Annotated in this window: 17 protein-coding genes and 1 pseudogene; all 18 read left to right on the plus strand. The window is 41.1% G+C overall.

Annotated elements, in window-relative coordinates; all coding sequences use genetic code 11:
- Positions 1 to 37: 37 nt before the first annotated feature.
- The 18 genes and pseudogenes from JAZ75_RS08185 to JAZ75_RS08270 all read left to right on the plus strand — a co-directional run bounded on the left by JAZ75_RS08185 (position 38) and on the right by JAZ75_RS08270 (position 22,412).
- Complete coding sequence (locus JAZ75_RS08185) at positions 38 to 2,281, plus strand: S9 family peptidase (RefSeq protein ID WP_208701120.1); 2,244 nt, start codon at positions 38 to 40, stop codon at positions 2,279 to 2,281.
- 162 nt (positions 2,282 to 2,443) lie between these two features.
- Complete coding sequence (locus tag JAZ75_RS08190; protein WP_232789384.1) at positions 2,444 to 5,503, plus strand: beta-L-arabinofuranosidase domain-containing protein; 3,060 nt, start codon at positions 2,444 to 2,446, stop codon at positions 5,501 to 5,503.
- 188 nt (positions 5,504 to 5,691) lie between these two features.
- Positions 5,692 to 8,829: a SusC/RagA family TonB-linked outer membrane protein gene (locus JAZ75_RS08195; protein ID WP_208701122.1), complete on the plus strand. Its 3,138-nt coding sequence runs from the start codon at positions 5,692 to 5,694 to the stop codon at positions 8,827 to 8,829.
- Positions 8,830 to 8,839: 10 nt separating this feature from the next.
- Positions 8,840 to 10,462, plus strand: coding sequence for a RagB/SusD family nutrient uptake outer membrane protein (locus tag JAZ75_RS08200; protein WP_208701124.1), 1,623 nt, complete (start codon positions 8,840 to 8,842; stop codon positions 10,460 to 10,462).
- A gap of 31 nt (positions 10,463 to 10,493) precedes the next feature.
- A complete protein-coding gene (locus JAZ75_RS08205) occupies positions 10,494 to 11,201 on the plus strand; it encodes a hypothetical protein (RefSeq protein WP_208701126.1) in 708 nt (235 codons plus the stop codon).
- A 35-nt stretch (positions 11,202 to 11,236) separates the two neighbouring features.
- Complete coding sequence (locus JAZ75_RS08210; protein ID WP_208701128.1) at positions 11,237 to 12,256, plus strand: DUF5007 domain-containing protein; 1,020 nt, start codon at positions 11,237 to 11,239, stop codon at positions 12,254 to 12,256.
- Between the two features lie 178 nt (positions 12,257 to 12,434).
- On the plus strand, positions 12,435 to 13,391 hold the full coding sequence (locus JAZ75_RS08215) for an ornithine cyclodeaminase family protein (RefSeq protein WP_208701129.1): 957 nt from the start codon (positions 12,435 to 12,437) through the stop codon (positions 13,389 to 13,391).
- 197 nt (positions 13,392 to 13,588) lie between these two features.
- Complete coding sequence (locus JAZ75_RS08220) at positions 13,589 to 14,551, plus strand: glycoside hydrolase family 43 protein (protein ID WP_208701131.1); 963 nt, start codon at positions 13,589 to 13,591, stop codon at positions 14,549 to 14,551.
- Between the two features lie 337 nt (positions 14,552 to 14,888).
- Complete coding sequence (locus tag JAZ75_RS08225) at positions 14,889 to 16,091, plus strand: porin (RefSeq protein ID WP_208701133.1); 1,203 nt, start codon at positions 14,889 to 14,891, stop codon at positions 16,089 to 16,091.
- Between the two features lie 115 nt (positions 16,092 to 16,206).
- The gene (gene ureA, locus JAZ75_RS08230) at positions 16,207 to 16,509 is read left to right on the plus strand and encodes an urease subunit gamma (RefSeq protein WP_132769601.1); all 303 of its coding nucleotides are present in this window, start codon (positions 16,207 to 16,209) and stop codon (positions 16,507 to 16,509) included.
- A gap of 18 nt (positions 16,510 to 16,527) precedes the next feature.
- Positions 16,528 to 16,824, plus strand: a pseudogene (gene ureB / locus JAZ75_RS08235) (urease subunit beta); the annotation flags it as partial.
- Positions 16,825 to 16,901: 77 nt separating this feature from the next.
- The gene (gene ureC, locus JAZ75_RS08240) at positions 16,902 to 18,752 is read left to right on the plus strand and encodes an urease subunit alpha (RefSeq protein WP_132769597.1); all 1,851 of its coding nucleotides are present in this window, start codon (positions 16,902 to 16,904) and stop codon (positions 18,750 to 18,752) included.
- A 14-nt stretch (positions 18,753 to 18,766) separates the two neighbouring features.
- The gene (locus tag JAZ75_RS08245) at positions 18,767 to 19,252 is read left to right on the plus strand and encodes an urease accessory protein UreE (protein WP_132840729.1); all 486 of its coding nucleotides are present in this window, start codon (positions 18,767 to 18,769) and stop codon (positions 19,250 to 19,252) included.
- A gap of 7 nt (positions 19,253 to 19,259) precedes the next feature.
- Positions 19,260 to 19,946 (plus strand): urease accessory protein UreF, encoded by a 687-nt coding sequence (locus JAZ75_RS08250; protein ID WP_132769593.1) that lies wholly within the window; start codon positions 19,260 to 19,262, stop codon positions 19,944 to 19,946.
- A gap of 4 nt (positions 19,947 to 19,950) precedes the next feature.
- Entirely contained in the window at positions 19,951 to 20,565 is a 615-nt protein-coding gene (gene ureG / locus JAZ75_RS08255) for an urease accessory protein UreG (protein WP_132840731.1), read from the plus strand.
- A gap of 7 nt (positions 20,566 to 20,572) precedes the next feature.
- Positions 20,573 to 21,526 (plus strand): urease accessory protein UreD, encoded by a 954-nt coding sequence (locus JAZ75_RS08260; RefSeq protein WP_208701135.1) that lies wholly within the window; start codon positions 20,573 to 20,575, stop codon positions 21,524 to 21,526.
- The gene (locus tag JAZ75_RS08265) at positions 21,519 to 21,872 is read left to right on the plus strand and encodes a hydrogenase maturation nickel metallochaperone HypA (protein WP_208701138.1); all 354 of its coding nucleotides are present in this window, start codon (positions 21,519 to 21,521) and stop codon (positions 21,870 to 21,872) included. Before JAZ75_RS08260 ends, JAZ75_RS08265 begins: the two co-directional genes overlap by 8 nt.
- An 81-nt stretch (positions 21,873 to 21,953) precedes the next feature.
- Entirely contained in the window at positions 21,954 to 22,412 is a 459-nt protein-coding gene (locus JAZ75_RS08270; RefSeq protein ID WP_183917703.1) for an urease accessory protein UreE, read from the plus strand.
- Positions 22,413 to 22,785 lie beyond the last annotated feature (373 nt).

The following is a 22,785-nucleotide window of genomic DNA, read 5'->3' on the forward strand; positions in this document are numbered from 1 at the left end:
TAGATCAACACATACGATATAAAAAAATAAAATACATATGAAGATAACATTAACAGCTGTTTTATTACTGATATTTCAGCTTACGACATTGGCGCAAGGGACATTGGAGGATTATAAACGTGCCAAAGAGATCAGAAGCTCATTCGGCAAGGTGTATCAAGTGCCGCAACAGATTATTTGGTCTGAAAAAGGAGATAGTTTTTCTTATCGGCTGCATAAAAAAGACGGCAAGAGGAGCTTGTATCTGGTAGATGCGGTTACGCATAAAAAGATAGATACCGATGTTGATGCAATTGAAAAACAGCTATCCGCTCAATTGGGTAAAGAAGTGAAATTGGGTGTTTTGTGGGGGAGAGATCTGAAAGTATTGACGGCAAATGAAGTTGAATTTACGGAAGAGAAAGTGATTTGGAAGTGGAATGCACAGGAAAATAAGCTGAGCAAAACGCGCGATATCGCAACGACAGGTATGGATCGTAGATCGGATGGCTACTGGGGAGCACGTTGGGATGATAGTAAGGGGGAATCTGTAGAGTCGCCCGATAAGACCTATACTGCTTATATTAAAAATAGTAATGTATACATTAGCAAAAAAGGGGATCCAAAGAGTGAGCGACAGTTGACCTTTGATGGAAGTCCCGGGGAGTATTATAGCGCTCGTATCCAATGGTCCAATGATTCAAAGAAATTGGCAGCTTCAAAAGTGAGAAAGGCTGAAATCAGACAGTTGACTTTATTGGAGTCCTCTCCAGTGGATCAATTACAACCTAAGTTACAGACCAGAGACTATAACAAACCTGGGGATGCTTTATCACAATATTATCCAACGATTATTGATGTCATGGGGGAGCGGGTGATAACAGTAGATCCTGCTCAGATACCCAATCAATTTTCACTTTCTGCACTGGTATGGAAGGCGGATAATAGTGGAATCACATTTGAATATAACCAACGTGGCCATCAGCGGTACGATGTGATAGAATTGAGTGCTGTGGACGGGAAAACGAAAACCATTATTTCAGAACGCAGTGCTACATTTATTGATTATAGCGGAAAGAAATACCGCAATGATCTCAAAAAAACAGCGGACATCATATGGGCTTCGGAACGTGACGGATGGAATCATCTGTATCTGTTTGATGCAAAAACAGGCGCATTGAAACAGCAGATTACCAAAGGAAATTGGGTAGTACGAAAAGTTGTTCATGTCGATGAGGATAACAAAAAGATTATTTTTGAGGCGAGTGGCATGAATAAAGAGTTGGATCCTTATTTAATCCGTTATTACACTATTGGTTTTGACGGTAAGGGCTTGAAAGAACTCACTCCAGAAACAGCCAATCATCAAGCAACATTTAATCCTGACCATTCTTTATTTGTAGATCTTTACTCGCTGGTTGACCAAGCTCCACAGGCCGTATTGCGACGTGCAACAGATGGGCAGATCGTGATGGATTTGGAAAAAGCGGATATTTCGGATCTGGAGGCTACGGGATGGCGCAAACCTGAAGTGTTTAAGTCGCTTGCTAGAGATGGTAAAACAGAGATCTGGGGTATTATTGTCCGTCCACGAAATTTTGATCCGAATAAAAAATATCCTGTAATTGAGTATATCTATGCAGGCCCACATAGTGCTTTTGTCCCTAAATCATTTTCAGCTAATCCGTCAGGACTAGTTGAGCTCGCTGAACTGGGCTTTATAGTCGTGCAAATCGACGGAATGGGAACATCCAATCGTTCGAAGGCATTTCAAGATGTGGCATGGAAAAATCTAAAAGATGCCGGTTTTCCCGATCGCATTGCCTGGATGAAGGCAGCTGCGCTTAAATATCCTTATATGGACATCGAAAAAGTCGGTATTTATGGTACTTCTGCCGGAGGACAGTCTTCTGCTGGCGCTCTTTTGTTTCATCCTGAATTTTATAAGGTAGGGGTTTCGTCTTGTGGTTGTCACGATAACCGTATGGATAAAATATGGTGGAATGAGCAATGGATGGGCTGGCCGATCGGCCCTGAATATGCCGCTTGTTCTAATATCGAAAATGCGTATAGATTAGAAGGGAAGTTGCTATTGATCGTTGGTGAATTGGATGACAATGTGGATCCTGCTTCCACTTACCAGTTCGTCAATCAGTTGATCAAACATGGTAAAGATCATGATTTCATTATGGTTCCAGGAATGGGACATGCTTCTGGTGGTGATTTTGGAGAAAAGAAGCGTCGCGATTATTTCGTGAAACACTTGTTAGGGGTAGAGCCTCCTGCTTGGAATGCTTATTAACGAAGGTATAATGATGAGCAAGAGTTCTCAAACTGAAGCAAGAACACCGTACAGTCATGCCGATCGTTTAGGAAGATATAAACTGTTCAAATCTTCTTGCTTGCCGTTTAAACTAAAATAGAATTTAAACCGAGCTCGCGAGCTCACAGTAATGATATATCAATGAAAAGTTATAGAGTTTTTTTACGTTTTATCCTCATTGCCACGCTACTATCTAAAGGGGGCAGTACCGTGCAGGCGCAAAGTGGTGATCAGATATTGGATGGAATCGGAGAAACGGGAATGATCGCACGATATGTATTTGATGGAAATCTGAAAGATTGGTCTCGGAATAATTTGCATGCTACTGCTGGTCGGGATGTTACTTTTATCAATGACAAGCGGTTTGGAAAAGTGCTGTCATTATCGGGTGAGAAAAATGATTTTATCCAAATCCCTGCTGATGCATTGACCGATATGGAGTCATTGAGTATTTCGGGCTGGGTGTATCTTCGTTCGGAAAAAAAAGATCAGGTTTTTTTTGACTTTGGAAAGGATGTGCATAAACATTTCTTTGCTGCTCCTTTTGGAACAAACCTTCAAGATGGTTTTCAAAGTTTAATTACTGCAGGTAAAAATAATCAAAAAGGTGCTGTTTCTCCAGCATTACTGTTGAATAAGTGGGTTTACTTGACCATTGTGGTGGATATTCCGGCTAAGAAGATGATGACTTATGTGGATGCTGCACTCGTTGGTGAATCGCAGCAGATACCGCGTGAGTTGACCGAAGTGTTTGGATCTTCTGGAGATAAGAACAAATTATATATTGGAAAATCACTGCTGGCAGGATCGCCGACATTGGATGGCTTGTTGTATGATTTTCGAATCTATCGTGTTCCGTTAAGTAAAAATCAGCTTACTGGAATTTATACCAATTCGCAACGTGGAGTAAGTAATCGCTCCGTAAATGTGACCAAAGTGGAGGATAATCTTCCTGAGTTTCCATTGACCCAAACCCAGCTCTATAATGCTTACTTAGTTGCTGTGCCAGATGTGCAGGTGGAAACCACATTGGGAGATTTACCACGTTTACCAAGTTATATAAAGGGAATATATAAAGAGGAGATGGTTGGCCCTAAAGTCAGGGTATTGTGGCCTTCGCCAAACGACAACAGTACGGTCTTGGAAGCTGGCCGATATACGATTACAGGAAGAGTTCCCGGAACAAATTTACAGCCTAAAGCGATCGTAACTGTTAAGGGAGGCAATAAGGCTACAGCACCAAGTTTGAAATTAGCAGCTTTTGATCTTAGTCAGGTTTCATTGCAAGCTGATGCGCAGCACCAAGAAACAAAATTTATTGAAAATCGGGATAAATTTATCAACACATTGGCGTCGACTGATCCCAACTCTTTTCTCTATATGTTTCGTGATGCATTTGGTAAACCACAGCCTGAAGGGGCAAAACCTTTAGGGGTATGGGATAGTCAGGATACCAAACTTAGAGGACATGCTACAGGTCATTATTTGACGGCTATCGCACAGGCTTATGCAAGTACCGGATATGATAAAACTTTGCAAGCTAATTTCGCAGAGAAAATGACCTATATGGTCAATACACTTTACGAACTGGCACAATTATCGGGTAAACCGCAGCAAGCAGGAGCTGTGGCAGTAGCGGATCCGACAGCTGTACCTTATGGTCCGGGCAAATCAACCTATGATTCAGATCTGAGCCACGAAGGTATCCGTACGGATTATTGGAATTGGGGTTTAGGCTATATCAGCGCTTATCCGCCCGATCAATTTATAATGTTGGAAAAGGGTGCGAAGTATGGAGGCCAGAAAACGCAAGTATGGGCTCCTTACTATACCTTGCATAAAATTTTGGCCGGATTAATTGATATCTATGAAGTAAGTGGCAATGAAAAGGCACTGCAAGTGGCAACAGGAATGGCAGACTGGGTGCATGCGCGTCTTAGTCAATTGCCTAAAGAAACCCTGATACAAGTTTGGAATACGTACATAGCCGGTGAATTTGGAGGGATGAATGAGACGATGGCACATCTCTATCGCATCACCAATAAGGACCACTATTTGAAGACAGCGCAATTGTTTGATAATATTGATATGTTCTTTGGCAATGCGCAGCATACACATGGATTGGCGAAAAATGTCGATACTTTTCGTGGATTGCATGCCAATCAGCATATTCCACAAATTGTGGGTAGTATCGAGCTATACCAGGTTTCTAATCTTCCGGAATACTACCGTGTAGCAGACAATTTCTGGTACAAAGCTGTTAATGACTATATGTACAGTATAGGAGGAGTTGCGGGCGCTCGAAATCCGGCTAATGCGGAGGTGTTTACAGCAGAACCAGCAACCTTATATGAAAATGGTTTTTCTGAAGGGGGACAGAATGAAACCTGTGCGACTTACAATATGCTTAAATTAACGAGCAACCTGTTTCTTTTTGATCAACGGGCTGAATATATGGATTACTACGAACGTGGATTGTATAATCATATTTTAGCGTCTGTTGCTGAAAATACTCCGGCTAATACGTACCATGTGCCACTAAGACCAGGATCAATAAAGCAATTTGGGAATCCCAATATGACGGGCTTTACCTGCTGTAATGGTACCGCAATTGAAAGTAGTACCAAATTGCAAAATAGTATTTATTTTAAAAGCAAGGATGATCAGGCTTTATATGTCAATCTATTTATTCCTTCTACTTTGGAATGGACAGAGCGCGGGGTAACTGTGGAACAGAAGACGAGTTTTCCAAAACAGGACGACACGGAGCTGACCATAAAAGGAAACGGCAAATTTGACCTTCATGTCCGTGTACCGAGTTGGGCAACCAAAGGATTTTATGTGACGATTAACGGTAAAGATCAAAAAGTACAGGCAGCGCCCGGTTCTTATTTGAAATTGAGCCGTAACTGGAAGAATGGCGATCGCATTACGCTGAAAATGCCTTTCCAATTTCATTTAGATCCGGTCATGGATCAACAGAATATTGCCAGCTTATTTTATGGACCTATCTTGTTGGCAGCTCAAGAACCGGAAGCAAGAAAAGATTGGCGTAAAGTGACGTTGGATGCGAAGGATATCAGCAAATCTATATCAGGTGATCCACAAAGTTTAGCGTTCAAGATTGATGGGATTGATTTTAAACCATTCTATGATACTTATGGACGGCACTCAGTTTATCTGGATGTTACATTAAAATAATTACAATAGGTGCTAAAAATTTTGAGGGGTACTTTGCTTGGCGAAGTACCCCTTTATTATTTCTTTCCAATTCTAATTTTTGGTCACAATCGAAGTGCGATTGGTTAAATTCGGACTGAATTTGGACCTCATTCTACTTTATCTTCGGTTATCTATTAACAACTAATATTAACTAACCAAATTAATTTATGAAAAACGCAGGTCTTTTATTAGTCCTCGTGGTTCTCCTTTCGTTTGACTCATTTGCTCAACAGGTAACAGGCGTAGTTCGGGATGTTTCAGGAAGTGCAATGGTCGGAGCTACGCTGAGAAATTTGTCTACGCAGATCAGTGCACAAACCAATAGCACAGGAGAATTTACGATGGTAGCAAAGCCGGGAGACGTTATCGAGGCAAGCTTGCTTGGATATGAATCAAAGAGATTAAAATTCAGTTCGGAGTCTCCGCTCAATTTCGAATTGAATACGACATTTTCCACCTTAGATGAAACCGTTGTCATTGGTTATCAAAAAATCTCCCGAAAGAAATCTACCGCCGCAATTTCGAGTATCTCCGGAAAAGAATTGGCAAATCTGCCAGCGGCCAGTTTTGACCAACTCCTGCAGGGACGTTTATCGGGGGTAAATGTGCAGAATTTTACTGGAGAGCCGGGCGCATCTCCCACGGTTCAAGTACGGGGCAATACCAGTTTGAATAGAGAGTACGATGAGTTTAGTGTCGGAAATGCACCGCTATATGTTGTAGATGGAGTTCCTCAACCACCACAACAGTATACTTCTCCTGTAACAGGCACGGGTACAAATTTTATAGCTGGAATAAATCCGCAGGACATTGAAAGTATTGATGTACTGAAAGATGCTTCTGCCGCTGCTATTTATGGATCAAGAGCTTCCAGTGGTGTGATCCTGATCACAACAAAAAAAGGCATCAGTCGAGAGCCACAAGTAATGGTTTCGGCGTATACCGGATTGACACAACGACCTGAATTGCGGGATGTGGCCTTAGGAGCAGAAGAGAGAAGGCAAAAAATGCGCATCTTAGAAGAATTACAGCAATATCGGCCTGATATCGAGAATCGAAACATTTCTTTTCTGCTTACGGATAGTTTAAATCCGGCTTTTAACGGATCTACCGATTGGCAGGATATGTACTATCGGAAAGGAATGGTTAATAATGCAGATCTGAGTTTAAGTGGAGGAGGAGCAGGAGGTTCTAATTATCGTTTCAGTGCCGGATTATATGATGAGAAAGGGATTGTCAAGGCTACAGGATTTAAGCGCTATTCAACCCGATTGAACTTAATGTCAAAAGCGCTGCATGAACGTTTGATGATCAACCCGATTGTTGCTTATTCGCGTACAGAACGTACTCGAGCGGGTGGCGGCGGAGTTGGTGTGACGGCTCGATACACGCCGGCATCTTATTTCAACCTAAGTGAGACACGAAAAAATTATCTTCTTGGGATGTATAATGATGATTCGGATGTGAATACGGGTAATCAATTTACATTTAACTTAAATCTAGGGTATGATTTTTCAAAAGCGTTGAAATTTACGTCCCAAACGTCATATATCTATTCAAACAGTAGACGTGATGTAAGTACCCCATCTTCAGTAGCAAATTTTACAGGTAACAGACAGGATGTGTTTTCGGACAATCAAGTCAATGTATTGGCTTCTAATTACTTTAGTTATAATAAAGAATTTAATAAACATAGCCTGAGTATGATCTTGGGAAGTGATCTGGAATATAATCAATACCGGTCAGTAGGGGCTGGAGCTTCGAATGGTGCTTCAGACCAAATCAAAGTGATACAAGGTTTTCAGCAACGCTATTTGACTGCTACTTCCGATTATCAAGCTTACAGTATGGCTTCTTTTTACTCACGGTTGGCCTATGACTATGACTCCCGGTACTTACTGTCAGCCAGTATACGTGGCGATGGATCATCTCGTTTTGGAATGGGTAATAAGTGGGGTTATTTTCCTTCGGCATCGGTAGCATGGCTCGTTTCGGAAGAATCTTTTATGAAAGAAGAGGAGTCTCCGTTTTCAATGTTAAAACTCCGTGCTAGTATAGGCACAACAGGTGGATTGCCAGGAAATAATTATCTACAGTACAATCTTTACAGGGTCAATGCTGGAAATTTCTGGGGAAATGACAATGGGACTTCTTATAATGGTGTTACGGCGATAACACCCAATCTGGTAGATGGTGTGGCGCAACCTAATATTAGCTGGGAACGCTCTATGCAATGGAACATAGGTTTGGACGGTGAGATTGCCAACGGTCGTTTTTCTTTTGCACTGGACGTTTTTAATAAGGAAAATAAACAATCTTTATTTGACGTGGCACTGCCTGTGACAACCGGATATGACCGGGCATTGACCAATTCAGTCGGCGTACGTAATTATGGGGCTGAAGTGGTTTTGATGGCCAATCCGCTTCCAAGGACCAGTCCTGTTCAGTGGTTTAGCCGGTTGAATGTTTCGTATGTGAGGAATAAAATTATGAACCTTCCTAATTCGGGACGGGACTTAGTGGTCGCGGGTTCGCGATTTGATAAAACACATATTCTATCGGTGGGTAGCCCGATTAATACCTTCTACTTGTACCAAACTTTAGGAATATACTCAACACTTAATGATATTCCGATAAATCCCTTAACAGGAGACCGTTTTAATGCTGGAGGCAGTCCCTATGCTCCGGGTGATATGTGGATCAGAGATGTGGACGGAGATTACATGATCGATCCTTTTAATGATGGTATAAACCCGGACAAACTTCCGCTCGGTGATCCAAATCCCAAATTCACGGGTGGTTGGACAAATAATGTGACCTGGAAGAATTTTAATGTTGGTGTGCTCTTCACCTTTTTGTTCGATAGGGATGTGCTCAATCTGTATCAATCGGATCTATTTGAGAATGGTGCAGCAACCAATTCAACCAGTGGTTTTGCGCAGTATGCAACACCAGATTTTAGTAAGATCAATATCTGGCGCCAACCGGGCGATCGAGCAGATTATCCGGCTTATCCTTTAGGGTCTTGGCGTTATTATACCGTTGCTGGTCAAACATTTTTCATGGATAAAGGTGATTATTTCAGAGTGAAAAGTGTGAGTCTTTCGTACAGTCTGCCTAATCGTTTAGTGTCGGGATGGGGAATGAAAAGTATTCGGATGTATGGTATCGTTGATAATTTAATGATGTTCCAGCGTTCGAAAAGATTACCGGATGCCGAGGCTGTAAATTATTATGGTGAATATGAAGGTAATGGTTATCCTATCCCGCGGAAGTTCACGTTTGGTGTAGAGTTACAATTTTAATTAGAGCATCATGAAAACATTATTTATAATCAATTATTGGAAATGGGTCCTGCTTGCAGCTATCGGCTTGAGCACGATGTCATGCAACAAATTTTTGGAAGAGGAGCCTCGAAATTCGACCTATAAGGAGGTGTATTGGAAAGATCCAAAGGCAGGAGAAACTGCGATAGCGGGAAATTATGCGCTGTTAAGAAATGCCTTGATGGATGGTTTCTATGGAGTTGGAAACCGTTATTATATCTATGGGGATATGACTCCGGATATTTATATCGGCATCAATCGGGATAGCTACAGCCATCCAGAAATTGGAAAAGGAAATTGGACCAGCAATTATTTTGCACAGTCTTATGGCAATTGGACCGTGTTTTATAAAACAATAGCGATGTCCAATATCATTCTCAAAGAAATGCCTTTGGTATCGAATGATATTTTGATTTTAGAACAGGCAGATCCGGAGGCTTTCCGAAAGAAAATCATGGGACAAGCTTATTTTATTCGTGCTTTTTCTTATTTCATGTTGACCAAAATTTGGGGAGATGTGCCCCTTGTTACGGAGGCATATGATGATCCGATCAGTGCACCTCATCTGGGAAGAACCGCTCGCATAGACGTGATGAAGCAGATCGAGGAAGATTGTCGCCATGCTATAAATTTTTTGAGCTGGGGCTATAAAACAGCAGCAGAACGCGCTGTTACAGCAAACAGAGGTTCGGCTTATGCTCTAATGGCACACCTGTATCTGTGGCGGGCGACGACAACTGATTTAACATCTAACAATCCCATTTTGAGCGATGTCCATAGTGCGGATACGACCATCAATACCTTGCTTGCGCAAGGTGGCTACGCGCTTACTGATACCGCAAAATATGGTGATATTTTTAAGGGCAGATCGAGCGAGGGTATTTTTGAATTGAATGTCAGTGAGAATACGTTAGAAGGATCGAGCGCACATATCGGGATGAAATTTTTGAATAATAACTATATCCCAACGTACGGTGCAGCGGCCGATTTTTTCACCAAACCAGCTTATTTGAGTAGTCATTTTTATAAGATCGAAGAAAAAGAGGATTGGGTATGGCATGAAGATATCAGACAATGGGTCTGGGAGGCTGTACAATCTCGGGGGCTAGATACATTGGATGTGCGCTTCAAAAATAATTTTGTCAATTATACGACGGATAAACCCGTATGTGTTAAGTATAGCAATATAGTTTTTAGGAACCCGGGACAGCAGCTTGAACCCTATAATAGTAATAATTTGATTTTGTTTCGGTTGAGCGATATCAAATTGTTGCAGGCGGAAATAGCGCTCTACCAAAATAATCCTAGTCGAGCGATTACCATCATCAATGCATCAAGAACACGTTACGGAGGTGATCCCTCAAGTTTATTAAAGCCGGGGCTGGCAAAAACGGAAGTGATGAAAGAATATATGATCGAACGGGGAAAAGAGCTGTATCTGGAAGGTCATCTATTTTTTGATATGATCCGTACACGAACTTACTCGGACCATATCACTTGGCTGACAGAAGCTCGCTTTAAACAAGGTGGTTTTTTCTGGCCAGTAGATCCTCGTTTATTTAGTGAGAATAGACTTTTGGTTCAGACAGAATACTGGCGAGGAAAGATTTAATGACATATTTTGAAACATAAATTCTTTAGAAATGATGACTAAAATAATAAATAAAACTTGTGCACACCTATTATTTGCTCTACTGTTTTTTCATCTATTGACCTCCTGCACGAAAGATGATTACATCAACGATGGGGGGATACATCAGGCGAAAGTGAATATGACAACTTATGATTTTCTGGCATCGCATCCAAAATTTGATTCTTTGGTACGGATCATTGACCGAGCAAATTTAAAAGAGCTGGTGAACAGTGATATTACCTTTTATGCGACAACAAATTGGGGCGTAGCGGAATATGTAAGTGCTAAAAAACAGCAGCGTATCGCAGAGGTTGGCGATGAGAATATTTCTTTTACGATTGATGATATTGACCCAAAACGATTGGATTCGTTGAAGATATATATGTTTAATGGAAAAATAGAGCGTGCTCAGCTGGATGTGAATGGAGCCTATTTTACCAATTTGTATGGTCCTATTCCTGGTGTGCGATTTCAGTTGGGGTTGAGACGAACAAGAGATTACAGTTCCTATGTCGATTATGTTGATTATTTATATTATACGAGAGTACGTGGAACGCTGGATTCGGAAGAACCAAACCAAAATGCGATCCCGGAAGCAGAGCGTGATGAACGCATTGATGTACAGACTTCAGGAATCATTACGACAACGGGTGTCATACATGTATTGCACGGTGATCATCGGTTATTTTTTAATAAAGAAAGAATGGCTTCCAATTAATTCGGAGGGATTTTAAAAAATATAGGCTAATGAAAATGAATAATATAACAAGGTACGCGATCTTATTAGGAATAATGATCGGTATAATTATATCTTCCTGTTCCAAAATAGAGGAAGGTTTCTTGAGTGATACCATTCGATATCGGGACAGTGTGATCTACTGTAAGCGAGGGATGACGCTCACACTTTCGGATCGGATCAATGCAGATGGATCGACTCCACCATTTGAATTTAAAATGTTAAATCTGCGGAATAAGTTGACGGGAGAGCCTGCACCTGAGGAATTTACTAAAATGTACGAAATTGAAGTTTTTAAGGAAGGCATGACTTTCAATGCGGCAACGGATACCACTGTTGCACTTCTGAAAGCTAAGCGGGAAACGAAGAAGGTGACGCCAATGGAATTTAGTCCGATCAGTGGACAGATCAGTTTTAATCGCGCATCTGCAAATCTACCTTTAGGTATCTATACGTTTGATTTGCAGGCAACGAATCGCAAGGGTACTAAAATTTATAAATCATTTGCCGAGATCCATGTCATCGAACCTTTTTTAGAGGATGTTTTCGAGTTGACTTATGCTTCATTGACAGGGTCTAATGCATCTGAAACATTTACTCCGGCTTATAATAGTAATATCAAATTAACCTGTACAAAAGTCTCTGACGAGGGGGCACGTGTAATCTTAAAAGTTGTTGATAAAAATGGTCGTGCATGGGATCCAAGTGCTGGGCAAGTGATCAAACGGGGAGATCGTCCGACGTTTGAATCGCATGTTCGTTTCAATCCGGTTGTTGCCACCAATACAGCATTAGTATGTGATTATGAAGTGGCTCCGTTTCCGTTAACAAAATTCAATGACGGTAAGACAAATTGGGATTATAATATTTATTACCGTATCCCGATGCGCTTTGCCGCGATGGATGGGCATCCCAATCATAATATCAATCCTGTTTTTGGCTTTCGTGTCCTGATGGAGGGAACATTTGAGGTGGAAGTTAAGCTCACAAACGTGGCTGCAATAAACTCATCTGGACCACCTACAACAGGACTTTAGATCGGGGTATTGTAGGTTTTATCGTGATAATTACAGTTGCTGATTACCCAAAGCGTTAAATGCTAATTAGGCACTTATGGCGCTTTGGGTAAAAAACGGTGATGAATGGTTAGTTTATAAGGATCTGACGCGCTAATTATTCGCTATGTTTATGGTTTTACCAAATGCTGTTGAAAATATGAAAATCATTGATAAAGAAACGATTGAATCTATACTTAAATATGATAAATTGATTGAAGCGCTGCGCGAGATTTTTCAATCGTCATTTACGATGCCTGTTCGGCACCATCACTTTTATCAAAATGCTGAGGGAATTGAAAATACGCTTATTTTGATGCCTTCGTGGACGGACAATTATATCGGAATCAAGCAGGTTGTTGTCGCTCCCGAGAATCACAGAAAAAACCTCCCGGCTATTCATGCCTTGTATACGTTGTTGGATGCGGTCACTGGAAAACCTTTGGCACAGATGGATGCGGCAGGGTTGACTTCCCGAAGAACAGCCTGTACTTCTGCTTTAGCGGCTTCTTATTTAGCTCGAGATGATTCAAAAATCTTACTGATTGTCGGAGGAGGGAAAGTTGCGCAACATCTTGTGCAAGCGCATTCGGCTGTGCGTGCGTATGACCAAATTTTGATCTGGACAAGAAACGAATCGAAAGGTGGAGATCTGGTATTGAACTTACAGCAGGCGGGATTTCGTAATGTTGTGTATGCCGATAAGCTGGAAGAGGCTGTGCGTAGGGCAGATGTAATCTCCTGTGCGACGCTTAGTCATGAACCTTTGATAAACGGGGAATGGATTAAGGCTGGAACACACTTGGATCTCATTGGATCACATACGCCTAAAACGCGTGAAGTAGATGATAGCGCCATTCTTAAAAGTAGCATTTTTGTGGATTCGCGCGCGGGAGCGCTCCACGAGACGGGAGAACTTGCGATCCCCATTGCAACCGGTGTACTGGATCCTGCAAGTATAAAAGGTGATATCAAAGAACTTTGTTGTGGTGAAATTATGGGAAGATCATCATCAGATGAAATCACTTTATTTAAATCGGCGGGATTGGCAATTGAAGATTTGGCGGCAGCTTTGCTCGTGTATAGGAATGTGGGAGAGGAGATGACATCGGTTTGATCATTTCAGAAAATGAAAAAGAGTAGGGCTTTGTCAGTCATCATACCTCAAAGAATATTTTTTGATTCTTGGGGAAGCATAGTAGGTTGATTTGGATTTCTGTCGAAATAATACTCGTTCTTTAGATAGATTTTGTATGACCATAAATTGGAATATTAACTAATATTTCCTACTTTCAAGGCTACTAAAACCTTTTAATGATGAAAGTATTTTTTTATTTCCTTGCAGGCTTCGTCCTCTACATTTCACAACCTGTCTATGCGCAACAAAATCCTGTATTTCCAGGTTGGTATGCCGATCCTGAAGGTATTATATATAACAATGAGTATTGGGTTTTTCCGACCTATTCTGCGCGATATGAAGATCAGATATTCTTTGATGCGTTTTCATCAAAAGATTTTGTCACCTGGAAAAAGCATCACCGTATCATTGATACGGCTGAAGTAAAATGGGCTAAAAAAGCGATGTGGGCACCAAGTGTTTTTCAGAAAGACAAGAAATACTATTTATTTTTTGGTGCGAATGATGTGCACAAAGGCGAAATTGGCGGTATCGGCGTAGCTGTTGCTGACAAGCCGCAAGGTCCTTATAAAGATCTGCTTGGGAAACCGTTAATTAATGATATTGTGAATGGGGCACAACCTATTGATCAATTTGTTTTTAAAGATAAAGATGGACAATATTATATGTACTATGGTGGCTGGCAACATTGTAATGTGGTCAAATTAAGCCCTGATTTTAAGAGTTTAGTTCCTTTTGATGATGGAACGATCTATAAGGAGGTAACTCCTGAAAACTATGTAGAAGGTCCGTTTATGTTTATTCGCAATAATAAATACTACTTTATGTGGTCTGAGGGAGGTTGGGGTCTTCCGAATTATAAGGTAGCCTACGCTATTGCGGATTCTCCTTTTGGTCCCTTTAAACGAATAGGTACCATTTTGGAACAGGATCCTGCAATCGCAACTGGGGCGGGACATCATTCGGTGATCAAGGTACCAAATAAAGATCAATATTATATCGTGTATCACCGCAGGCCATTAGGAAAAACGGGTGCGAATGAACGAGAAACTTGTATCGATGTGATGACATTTGATGCGAATGGTTACATTAATCCCGTAAAAATGACTTTCGAAGGTGTGAAGCATAAATTGAAGTAAGTTCAAGCAACCTCATTAAGAAATTTCTAATATAGAATCCCGGTAGTGCCTAACATCGCTATCGGGATTCTGCATTTATAGACATTTTTGTCTCTTTTTTGTAACAATTTGTGCTCTTAATCAAATAAATAGTCGAAAAATGAGGGTATAGACAGCGAATGGAAAGATTGATTAAGTTTTCTAATCTCGCTCTAATTTCGCTCTTATCACATTTTTATCTCTTTGTGATATACTTGTGCGAATGTACAGATAATGAACATGTCATGAGTACGCTGTTATCCTGCAGCATTTCATATGCTCATGCATCTTCATTGTTATTGAAAAACAAGTTATTCTCATGAACATAAGAGCATTAATCGCGACGACGTTATTTTTTTCCCCTGCTATCTCGTTACTGGTCACAGCACAGGAGAGGCCTGCGGCATTGCTTATACAACAAGAGGCTGACTCCTTGAAAAGCAAGGAACCTGCCCGTGCAGATCTTTTTAAACTGGATGTGCTTTTACGCGCAGGATTAAATGTTGAGTCCATGGGCGATAATGAGCGCAGTAATAAAGTTAATTTGGATGAAGCCCGTATTTTGCTTCACGGTGATTATAATGACCAACTCTCTTATCGTGTTCGTTTTCGTTTAAACCGTCCGTTTACACCTACAAGTCAGGACAATGCTTCGCGGGCATTGGATATGGCTTACATCAAATATAAATTTGGAAAGGATTATAAATGGTCTGTTACTGCCGGAAAGCAAAGTGCTTTGGTCGGAAGTTACGAGTTTGAAAATAATCCGATCTATGAATTTATGTTCACGGATTATGTGGACCGTATTCTTAATCTTTTTGTGGTAGGGGGAACGCTTTCTTATGAGCTTAATCCTGACCACTCGCTAAACGTACAGGTTTATAATACAATCAACGACAGTTTTGTGGATCTGCATACCAAAAACGGTTATGCAATGGGTGACTTGAAAGCGTCTAAAACACCAATTGGGGCTTATGCTACCTGGATCGGATCGTTCTGGAATAAAAAGATCAGTACAAAGTGGTCTTATAATATTTCGCAGTTTGCTCAAAATAAAACCAATCACGGGATCTCTTTGGCTAATAAATTTAAAACAGATAAAGACATGCTGTATGTGGATCTGCAGTATAGTTATCTGGCGGTAGATCATGCTTTGATCGCATCTGCTGCGATGAATGACTTTTATGCGCGCACGAATTCCGATCGTGTGCTGGCTCAGGATGTGACTTACAAGTCTATTGTGGTCCGTTACGATAGAATGCTTACGGATAAATGGGAGCTTGCTCTGAAAGGAGCAGATGAAACAGCTGGAATGGATAAGGATGCAAACATTGATGCTAATTTCCGTCAAAACTGGACCTATTTTGCGGCTTTACAGCATAAACCGTTTAAAAAACAGGATTTACGGTTTTATCTGGGTTACGTCGGCAATACGGTGTCTTTTGATCGTCAGTTTGATCGCGCTCAACAACAGTTTAACCGCCTTACATTAGGAACTTATTTTACGATACCGGCACTATAAATTTTTTACACATCGATAGGGTGGGTTCAGGTGATAGGTAATGCTATGCTTACTGTAATTGAACATATCCAAGATGTTTTTATTAATAAAAAGCTTTGAATTTAAATCAATCAATATGCATTTAACACCGAGAGAAACAGAGAAGCTCTTGCTCCACTTGGCAGGGGAACTTGCTGCCAAGCGATTAAAAAGAGGGGTAAAATTAAACTATCCGGAATGTATCGCTTACATCAGCGGACAGATTATGGAAGAAGCACGTGACGGTAAGTCTGTGGCATCACTGATGCAGTATGGTACGACATTATTGAAGCGTTCCCAGGTGATGGAGGGTGTTCCGGAAATGATTCACGATGTACAAATTGAAGTAACCTTTCCGGACGGAACGAAATTGGTTACGGTTCACAACCCAATCCGTTAATTTAATAACGTATACGATATGATACCAGGAGAATATATCCTTAAAAAAGGAGAAATAAAAGCGAATGTCGGCTATAAAACGACAAGTGTTACCGTGAAAAATGTAGGTGACCGCCCGATTCAGGTTGGCTCTCATTATCATTTTTTTGAAGTGAATAAAATGTTGTCTTTTGACCGTGAGGAAAGTTTTGGAATGCGTTTAAATATCCCTGCGAGTACAGCGGTACGTTTTGAGCCCGGAGAACAAAAGAAAGTGATCTTGGTCGAAATGGGAGGTAACAAAGAGATCCACGGGTTTAATGGCTTGACCAACGGTAAATATACCGATCCAAAGGTTAAGAAAGCCGCATTGGAGAAAGCGAAAAAATTGGAATTTAAAGATTCGAAATAGTTATGGCAGGTTGGAATAGAAGAGAGTGGATTAAAGTAGTCGGAATGGGTACTTTAGGTTCGATTGTAGGACTTGACGCTCTTGGTTTAGATAAACTGGGTTTAGATAAATCGTCGGTTAAGTATATAGATGGGGAGCTTTATATCCCTCGTGATAAATATGCTGCATTATTTGGTCCAACGACGGGCGATAAGGTGCGTTTGGCAGATACAGAGCTTTTCATTGAAATCGAGAAAGATTTTGGTGTATATGGTGAAGAAAATAAATTTGGTGGCGGTAAAACAATCCGTGATGGTATGGGCCAATCTGCCCGTGCGATGCGCGATGAAGATGTACTGGATTTCTGTATCACCAATGTAATTATCATCGATCACTGGGGTATTGTGAAAGGTGATATCGGTATTAAAGATGGTAAGATCGTGGGTATAGGTAAAGCGGGTAACCCGGATGTTCAAGATGGTATTACCAAAGGCATGGTGATCGGCGGGTCTACAGAGGTGCATGGAGGTGCGGGACATATCTTAACTGCAGGTGGTATTGATACACACATCCACTTTATTTCGCCACAACAGGTAGAAACAGCACTTTATAGTGGTGTCACCACTTTTATTGGTGGTGGAACCGGTCCTGCTGATGGTACCAATGCAACCACGGTGACTTCTGGTAAATGGTATATGGAGCGTATGTTTGAAGCTTTTGAAAACTTGCCGATCAACGTAGGTTTCTTTGGTAAAGGTAATATATCGACTACTGGACCTATTATTGAGCAAATTGAAGCGGGTGCACTGGGGGTGAAAATCCACGAAGATTGGGGTGCTACTCCAGCGACAATTGATGCCGCGCTTACTGTTGCGGATAAATACGATGTGCAAGTTGCCATCCATACGGATACGCTGAACGAGGCGGGATTCTTAGAAGATACAGTTGCGGCTATTGATGGCCGTGTGATCCATACCTTCCACACGGAAGGAGCGGGCGGTGGTCACGCGCCGGATATCATCAAAATTGCGATGTATCCTAATATTTTACCCGCATCGACCAATCCAACAAAACCTTTTACAGTAAATACGGTAGAAGAACATTTGGATATGTTGATGGTTTGTCATCACTTGGATAAAAACGTGAAGGAAGATGTGGCGTTTGCCGATTCACGTATCCGTCCACAGAGTATTGCGGCAGAAGATATTTTGCAGGATATGGGGGTGTTCTCGATTATGAGTTCAGATAGCCAGGCGATGGGACGTGTAGGTGAGGTAATTTCACGTACTTTCCAGACGGCACACAAGATGAAAATTCAGCGTGGTGCATTAGCGGAAGATAAAGGAAAAGACAATGATAACTTCCGTGTGAAGCGTTACGTTTCTAAATATACGATCAATCCTGCTAAAGCGCATGGTATCGATCAATACATCGGTTCTGTTGAACCGGGTAAGATTGCCGATTTGATATTATGGAAACCTGCAATGTTTGGTGTGAAGCCAGAAATGATCATTAAAGGGGGTATGATTGTGGGTGCTAAAATGGGTGATATCAATGCGTCTATCCCTACACCGCAACCTGTTTTATACCGCCCGATGTTTGGAGTGCACGGTAAAGCATTACAGAAGTTGTGTTTCAACTTTGTTTCCAAAGTTTCTTTGGAAAATGGCAACATCGCGAAATTAAACTTGTCACGTGTGAGTCTACCGGTAGAAGGTTGCCGTACAGTACGTAAAAAAGATATGGTGCATAATGATGCAACACCAAATATCGAGGTGAATCCAGAAACTTACGAAGTGTCGGTAGATGGTGTTTTGGCCATCTGCGAACCTCTACATGAAGTGCCAATGGCACAACGTTTCTTCTTATTTTAAAGAAAATCGGATTTATGCTACTGGCAAGAACAATCTTGGGCAATATCGCTAGCGGATCCTTCCAACTGGAGGTGGACTTCCTTCAGTTGGAATGGTTCGACACCACAAAAAAAATCATTCGGGCAATTACAGTAGGGGGACGTGAAATCGGTTTCAAAAATTTATCCTCCCGGCAACTGTCGGATGGTGATGTACTCTACCGTGATGAAAAGGCTGGTTTTTGTATTGCGGTCAAGATATTGCCCTGTTCTTGTCTTGTATTTCGAGCAAATGGCCCAAAGCAGATGGCCTACGCTTGTTTTGAAATCGGAAATCGACATGTTCCCGTTTTTATCAACGATCGGCAAGAAGTTATAACAGCATTTGAAAAACCTTTGTTTGATCTGCTCTGCCGTAGGGGGCTAGAGCCGACGATCGAAACGCGGGTGATAGAAAAAACGAGTACTCTGGTGATCCATCAGTATACTTCAGGAAAAATGAAAATAAAACTAGGACTATAACAAGCATATGAATCCATTATTAACGCTGTTGCAGATCAATGACTCGGTATTTCCTATTGGAGGATTTACGCATTCATATGGATTGGAAACCTACATTACAAAAGATATTGTAAAGGATAGCAAATCTGCCGAAGAATATGCAAGAACCATGTTGGAGCATAATTTTTATTATAATGACGCCGCTTTTTTTTCAAAGGCCTGGACACTCTGCGTGAAGCGTGCTTCTAAGCAGAAAATCGCAGCGCTTGATGAATTGGTTACGGTGCTAAAAGCGCCTTATGAAATAAGGGAAGCCAGTAAGAAACTTGGAATTCGCTTTTTGAAATTGACGGAAAAACTACATCCTGTAAAACGCTGTTCTAATTACCTGCAGTCGATCAGCAGCAATGAGCTGCATGGTCATTATGCGTTAGCATTCGCCATGTATGCGCATGCGTTAAAAATAAGCTATCAGGATGCGCTCAGTGCATTTTACTATAATGCACTTAACGGCATGATGACCAACTGTGCGAAACTTGTTCCGATCAGTCAGATGGATGCACAACAGATTCTTTTTAAACTTCAGCCTTTAATTAACCGTTTGGTTGCTGAGCAACCGAATATGGATGAGGGGCTTATCGGTAATTGCTGCGTGGCGCAAGATATACGCTGTATGCAGCACGAAAAATTATATACACGAATTTATATTTCATAATCATATGGAAACAAGAAACTACGTCAAGGTAGGCGTAGGCGGACCTGTAGGGTCTGGTAAAACTGCCTTGATTGAACGACTGGTAAGATCGATGTCTACTGATTACAGCATATGTGTTGTGACAAATGACATCTATACGCGTGAAGATGCGCAATTTCTTCAAAAAAATTCGGCTCTTCCGGCAGAACGTATTATCGGAGTGGAAACAGGCGGTTGTCCGCATACCGCGATCCGTGAAGATGCATCGATGAATATTGAAGCAGTGGAGGAACTGGCCACCCGTTTTCCGGATACAGAACTGATCTTTGTGGAGAGTGGAGGTGATAATCTGACTTCTACTTTTAGCCCAGATCTTGCTGATGTCAGTATTTTCGTCATCGATGTAGGTGAAGGAGAAAAGATGCCCCGTAAAGGCGGTCCGGGTATTACACGTTCCGACTTATTGATCATTAATAAAATCGATCTGGCTCCTTATGTACATGCCGATCTGGAAGTGATGCGTCAGGATACCTTACGCATGCGTGGCGAAAGACCTTTTATTTTTACAAACCTCATGACCTTGGAAGGATTGGAAGATGTAAAAGGCTGGTTGAAAAAATATGCATTGTTAGAGCAATAAGAATAAGATGGAAAGTGTAATTCAGCTAAACGTAGCTAAAGAGGGAACCTATAGTGTATTGAAAGAAAGCTGTCACAATGCTCCTTATAAGCTCACACATTATGGTGCCCCAAAGCTACAGGAGCATCTGGAAATGATTATCATGAGTGCTTCTCCCGGTATTATGGATGATGATACTTTGGATATTGAGATCAATATGAAAGCTGACACGCAATTGAAGCTTTTTACACAGTCTTTCAATAAACTTCATCCGATGAAACGCGGAGCCCGACAGACAACTGTTGCACGTATCGCACACGACGCGGTCTTTCATTATATTCCACATCCAGTTACTCCTTTTAAGGATTCGATATTTAAAAATGAAAACAGTGTCTATCTTGAAGGTAATGCAGTTTTGATCTGGGCGGATGTTGTCGGTGCTGGGCGTATACACATGAATGAGGCTTTTTTGTTCAACAGCCTACACAGTACGACGAAGATATACCGCAACAACAAGCTGATCCTGATGGACAACCAGTTCCTGTCACCTGCAAAACAACCGATAACAGGCCTGTTATTCTTTGAAGGATATACGCATCAGGCAACTTTTATTTTTTCGGCCCTATTTGCGAAAGAACTGAAGGAAGAGCTGGATGAAATTATGACTTTGGATTACAGTGATATTACGTACGGTTTCACAAAAGCTGCGGATGATATTGTCATGTTGCGGGCTTTAGGAAATGATGGCGAGCTGCTTTACGATTTTATGGGTATGCTCGGACAATTATGCTGGGATTTTACACAACATATCAAGGAAGAGTCTAGACTTGCAGGTATTGCTGAAGATCAACTTGAGGAAAGTACTAGGGAAGCTGCTCCAGTACAGGTTGTTAAAGAGGTGAAAAAACGGCCTGCTCTTAAAAAAACGAATGCGGTTAAGGCTCGTCCTAAGACGAAAAAAAAGGAGGTTGTGGATGCATGAGCTATCGATCGTAAAGGATATCTTTAGCACCTTGGAGGAAGCTTATCCGGGTCGGATGCAAGATATTATCAAAGTGGAGATAGAGGCTGGATTGTTATGTAATATTCAGCCTATCCTGATTCAGAATGCTTTTGAAGCCTACGTGTTTGATGAAGCGTTGTTTCAGGATCTGGAGCTCGAGGTGAAATTATTACCCATCATTGCTTACTGCAAAGTATGTGCAATGAATTTTGAAGTACATTATCACCGGTTTGTATGTACTTGTGGACAGCCCTCTGACCAGATTATACAGGGGGAGGAACTGCGCATCAGTAAGGTGCTGTTTAATAATAAAACTGGTCATTAAAAATCAATGATATAAAAAACAGATGGCTGTCTTGATTAAGGGAAAAATCTTAAAAATTGCGATCTGTTTATCCGATATGATATGCTTGTTATAGAAAGAAATTTAATCACTCCATCTGAAATTGATCCTTCGGTCATAGACCTACTGGCGATTGACTGGTATGAAGTCAACAAGACTGTTTTGAGTCGTGAGACAAGGGATGGCCGATTTGTGCGCCTCCATCGGACAGGCGGTACTGCTCTTGATGATGGAGAGTTTGTGTATTCTTCTCCAGAGGTCGCCATACAGATATATATCAAACCATGTGCTTGTATCGTTCTTAAATCTACAGATCTTAATGCTATCGGTCATTTTTGTTTTGATGTTGGCAATCGGCATTTACCTCTATTTTGGTTTGATGATGGGCTAGCACTTGCGTATGATGGACAGCTCTATCCAGCATTAAAAGGGCAATATGGCAACAATGTTGTTATAGAAACGCGCACACTTTCACCAGCCTCTGCTTTACAGGCGTTTGGCGCATCATGGTTATTAAGTTAGAAGGTCAAATGGCCTGACTGCTATCTACATGATGTTAAGCTGTCCCTCCGCTTACCAGCCCCAGCCGTTACTTTCGTATCAGGTCACTTTATGTGAGGTTGGAAAATAGAAAGTTAATAGTTAAGATTCTTTCCGATTAAAGTTTTCATTTGTTGCTCAGGCAAATGATTGATATTTGCTGAATATAAGTTAAGTAATTCTTTACTTCTGAAGAATTAGTTTGCGGAAATACTGATATGACAGCAGTATTTATACTTAATATTGAAAAAAATGAACTATTTTATCCTTATAAAAAGTTATCTTTAATCAATAGTATAGATGTTCAATAACAAGTTTAAGTTTTGAATATTTTTATAAACCGATCACCTAAATT

It is taken from the genome of Sphingobacterium sp. UDSM-2020 (genome assembly GCF_016132525.1).
Taxonomy (GTDB): Bacteria; Bacteroidota; Bacteroidia; order Sphingobacteriales; family Sphingobacteriaceae; genus Sphingobacterium; species Sphingobacterium anhuiense.

Bases quoted from the DNA above. Each gene is read 5' to 3' on its own strand.
- JAZ75_RS08185 (WP_208701120.1), top strand. From the start codon at position 38: ATGAAGATAACATTAACAGCTGTTTTATTACTGATATTTCAGCTTACG.
- JAZ75_RS08190 (WP_232789384.1), top strand. From the start codon at position 2,444: ATGAAAAGTTATAGAGTTTTTTTACGTTTTATCCTCATTGCCACGCTA.
- JAZ75_RS08195 (WP_208701122.1), top strand. From the start codon at position 5,692: ATGAAAAACGCAGGTCTTTTATTAGTCCTCGTGGTTCTCCTTTCGTTT.
- JAZ75_RS08200 (WP_208701124.1), top strand. From the start codon at position 8,840: ATGAAAACATTATTTATAATCAATTATTGGAAATGGGTCCTGCTTGCA.
- JAZ75_RS08205 (WP_208701126.1), top strand. From the start codon at position 10,494: ATGATGACTAAAATAATAAATAAAACTTGTGCACACCTATTATTTGCT.
- JAZ75_RS08210 (WP_208701128.1), top strand. From the start codon at position 11,237: ATGAATAATATAACAAGGTACGCGATCTTATTAGGAATAATGATCGGT.
- JAZ75_RS08215 (WP_208701129.1), top strand. From the start codon at position 12,435: ATGAAAATCATTGATAAAGAAACGATTGAATCTATACTTAAATATGAT.
- JAZ75_RS08220 (WP_208701131.1), top strand. From the start codon at position 13,589: ATGATGAAAGTATTTTTTTATTTCCTTGCAGGCTTCGTCCTCTACATT.
- JAZ75_RS08225 (WP_208701133.1), top strand. From the start codon at position 14,889: ATGAACATAAGAGCATTAATCGCGACGACGTTATTTTTTTCCCCTGCT.
- ureA (WP_132769601.1), top strand. From the start codon at position 16,207: ATGCATTTAACACCGAGAGAAACAGAGAAGCTCTTGCTCCACTTGGCA.
- ureC (WP_132769597.1), top strand. From the start codon at position 16,902: ATGGCAGGTTGGAATAGAAGAGAGTGGATTAAAGTAGTCGGAATGGGT.
- JAZ75_RS08245 (WP_132840729.1), top strand. From the start codon at position 18,767: ATGCTACTGGCAAGAACAATCTTGGGCAATATCGCTAGCGGATCCTTC.
- JAZ75_RS08250 (WP_132769593.1), top strand. From the start codon at position 19,260: ATGAATCCATTATTAACGCTGTTGCAGATCAATGACTCGGTATTTCCT.
- ureG (WP_132840731.1), top strand. From the start codon at position 19,951: ATGGAAACAAGAAACTACGTCAAGGTAGGCGTAGGCGGACCTGTAGGG.
- JAZ75_RS08260 (WP_208701135.1), top strand. From the start codon at position 20,573: ATGGAAAGTGTAATTCAGCTAAACGTAGCTAAAGAGGGAACCTATAGT.
- JAZ75_RS08265 (WP_208701138.1), top strand. From the start codon at position 21,519: ATGCATGAGCTATCGATCGTAAAGGATATCTTTAGCACCTTGGAGGAA.
- JAZ75_RS08270 (WP_183917703.1), top strand. From the start codon at position 21,954: ATGCTTGTTATAGAAAGAAATTTAATCACTCCATCTGAAATTGATCCT.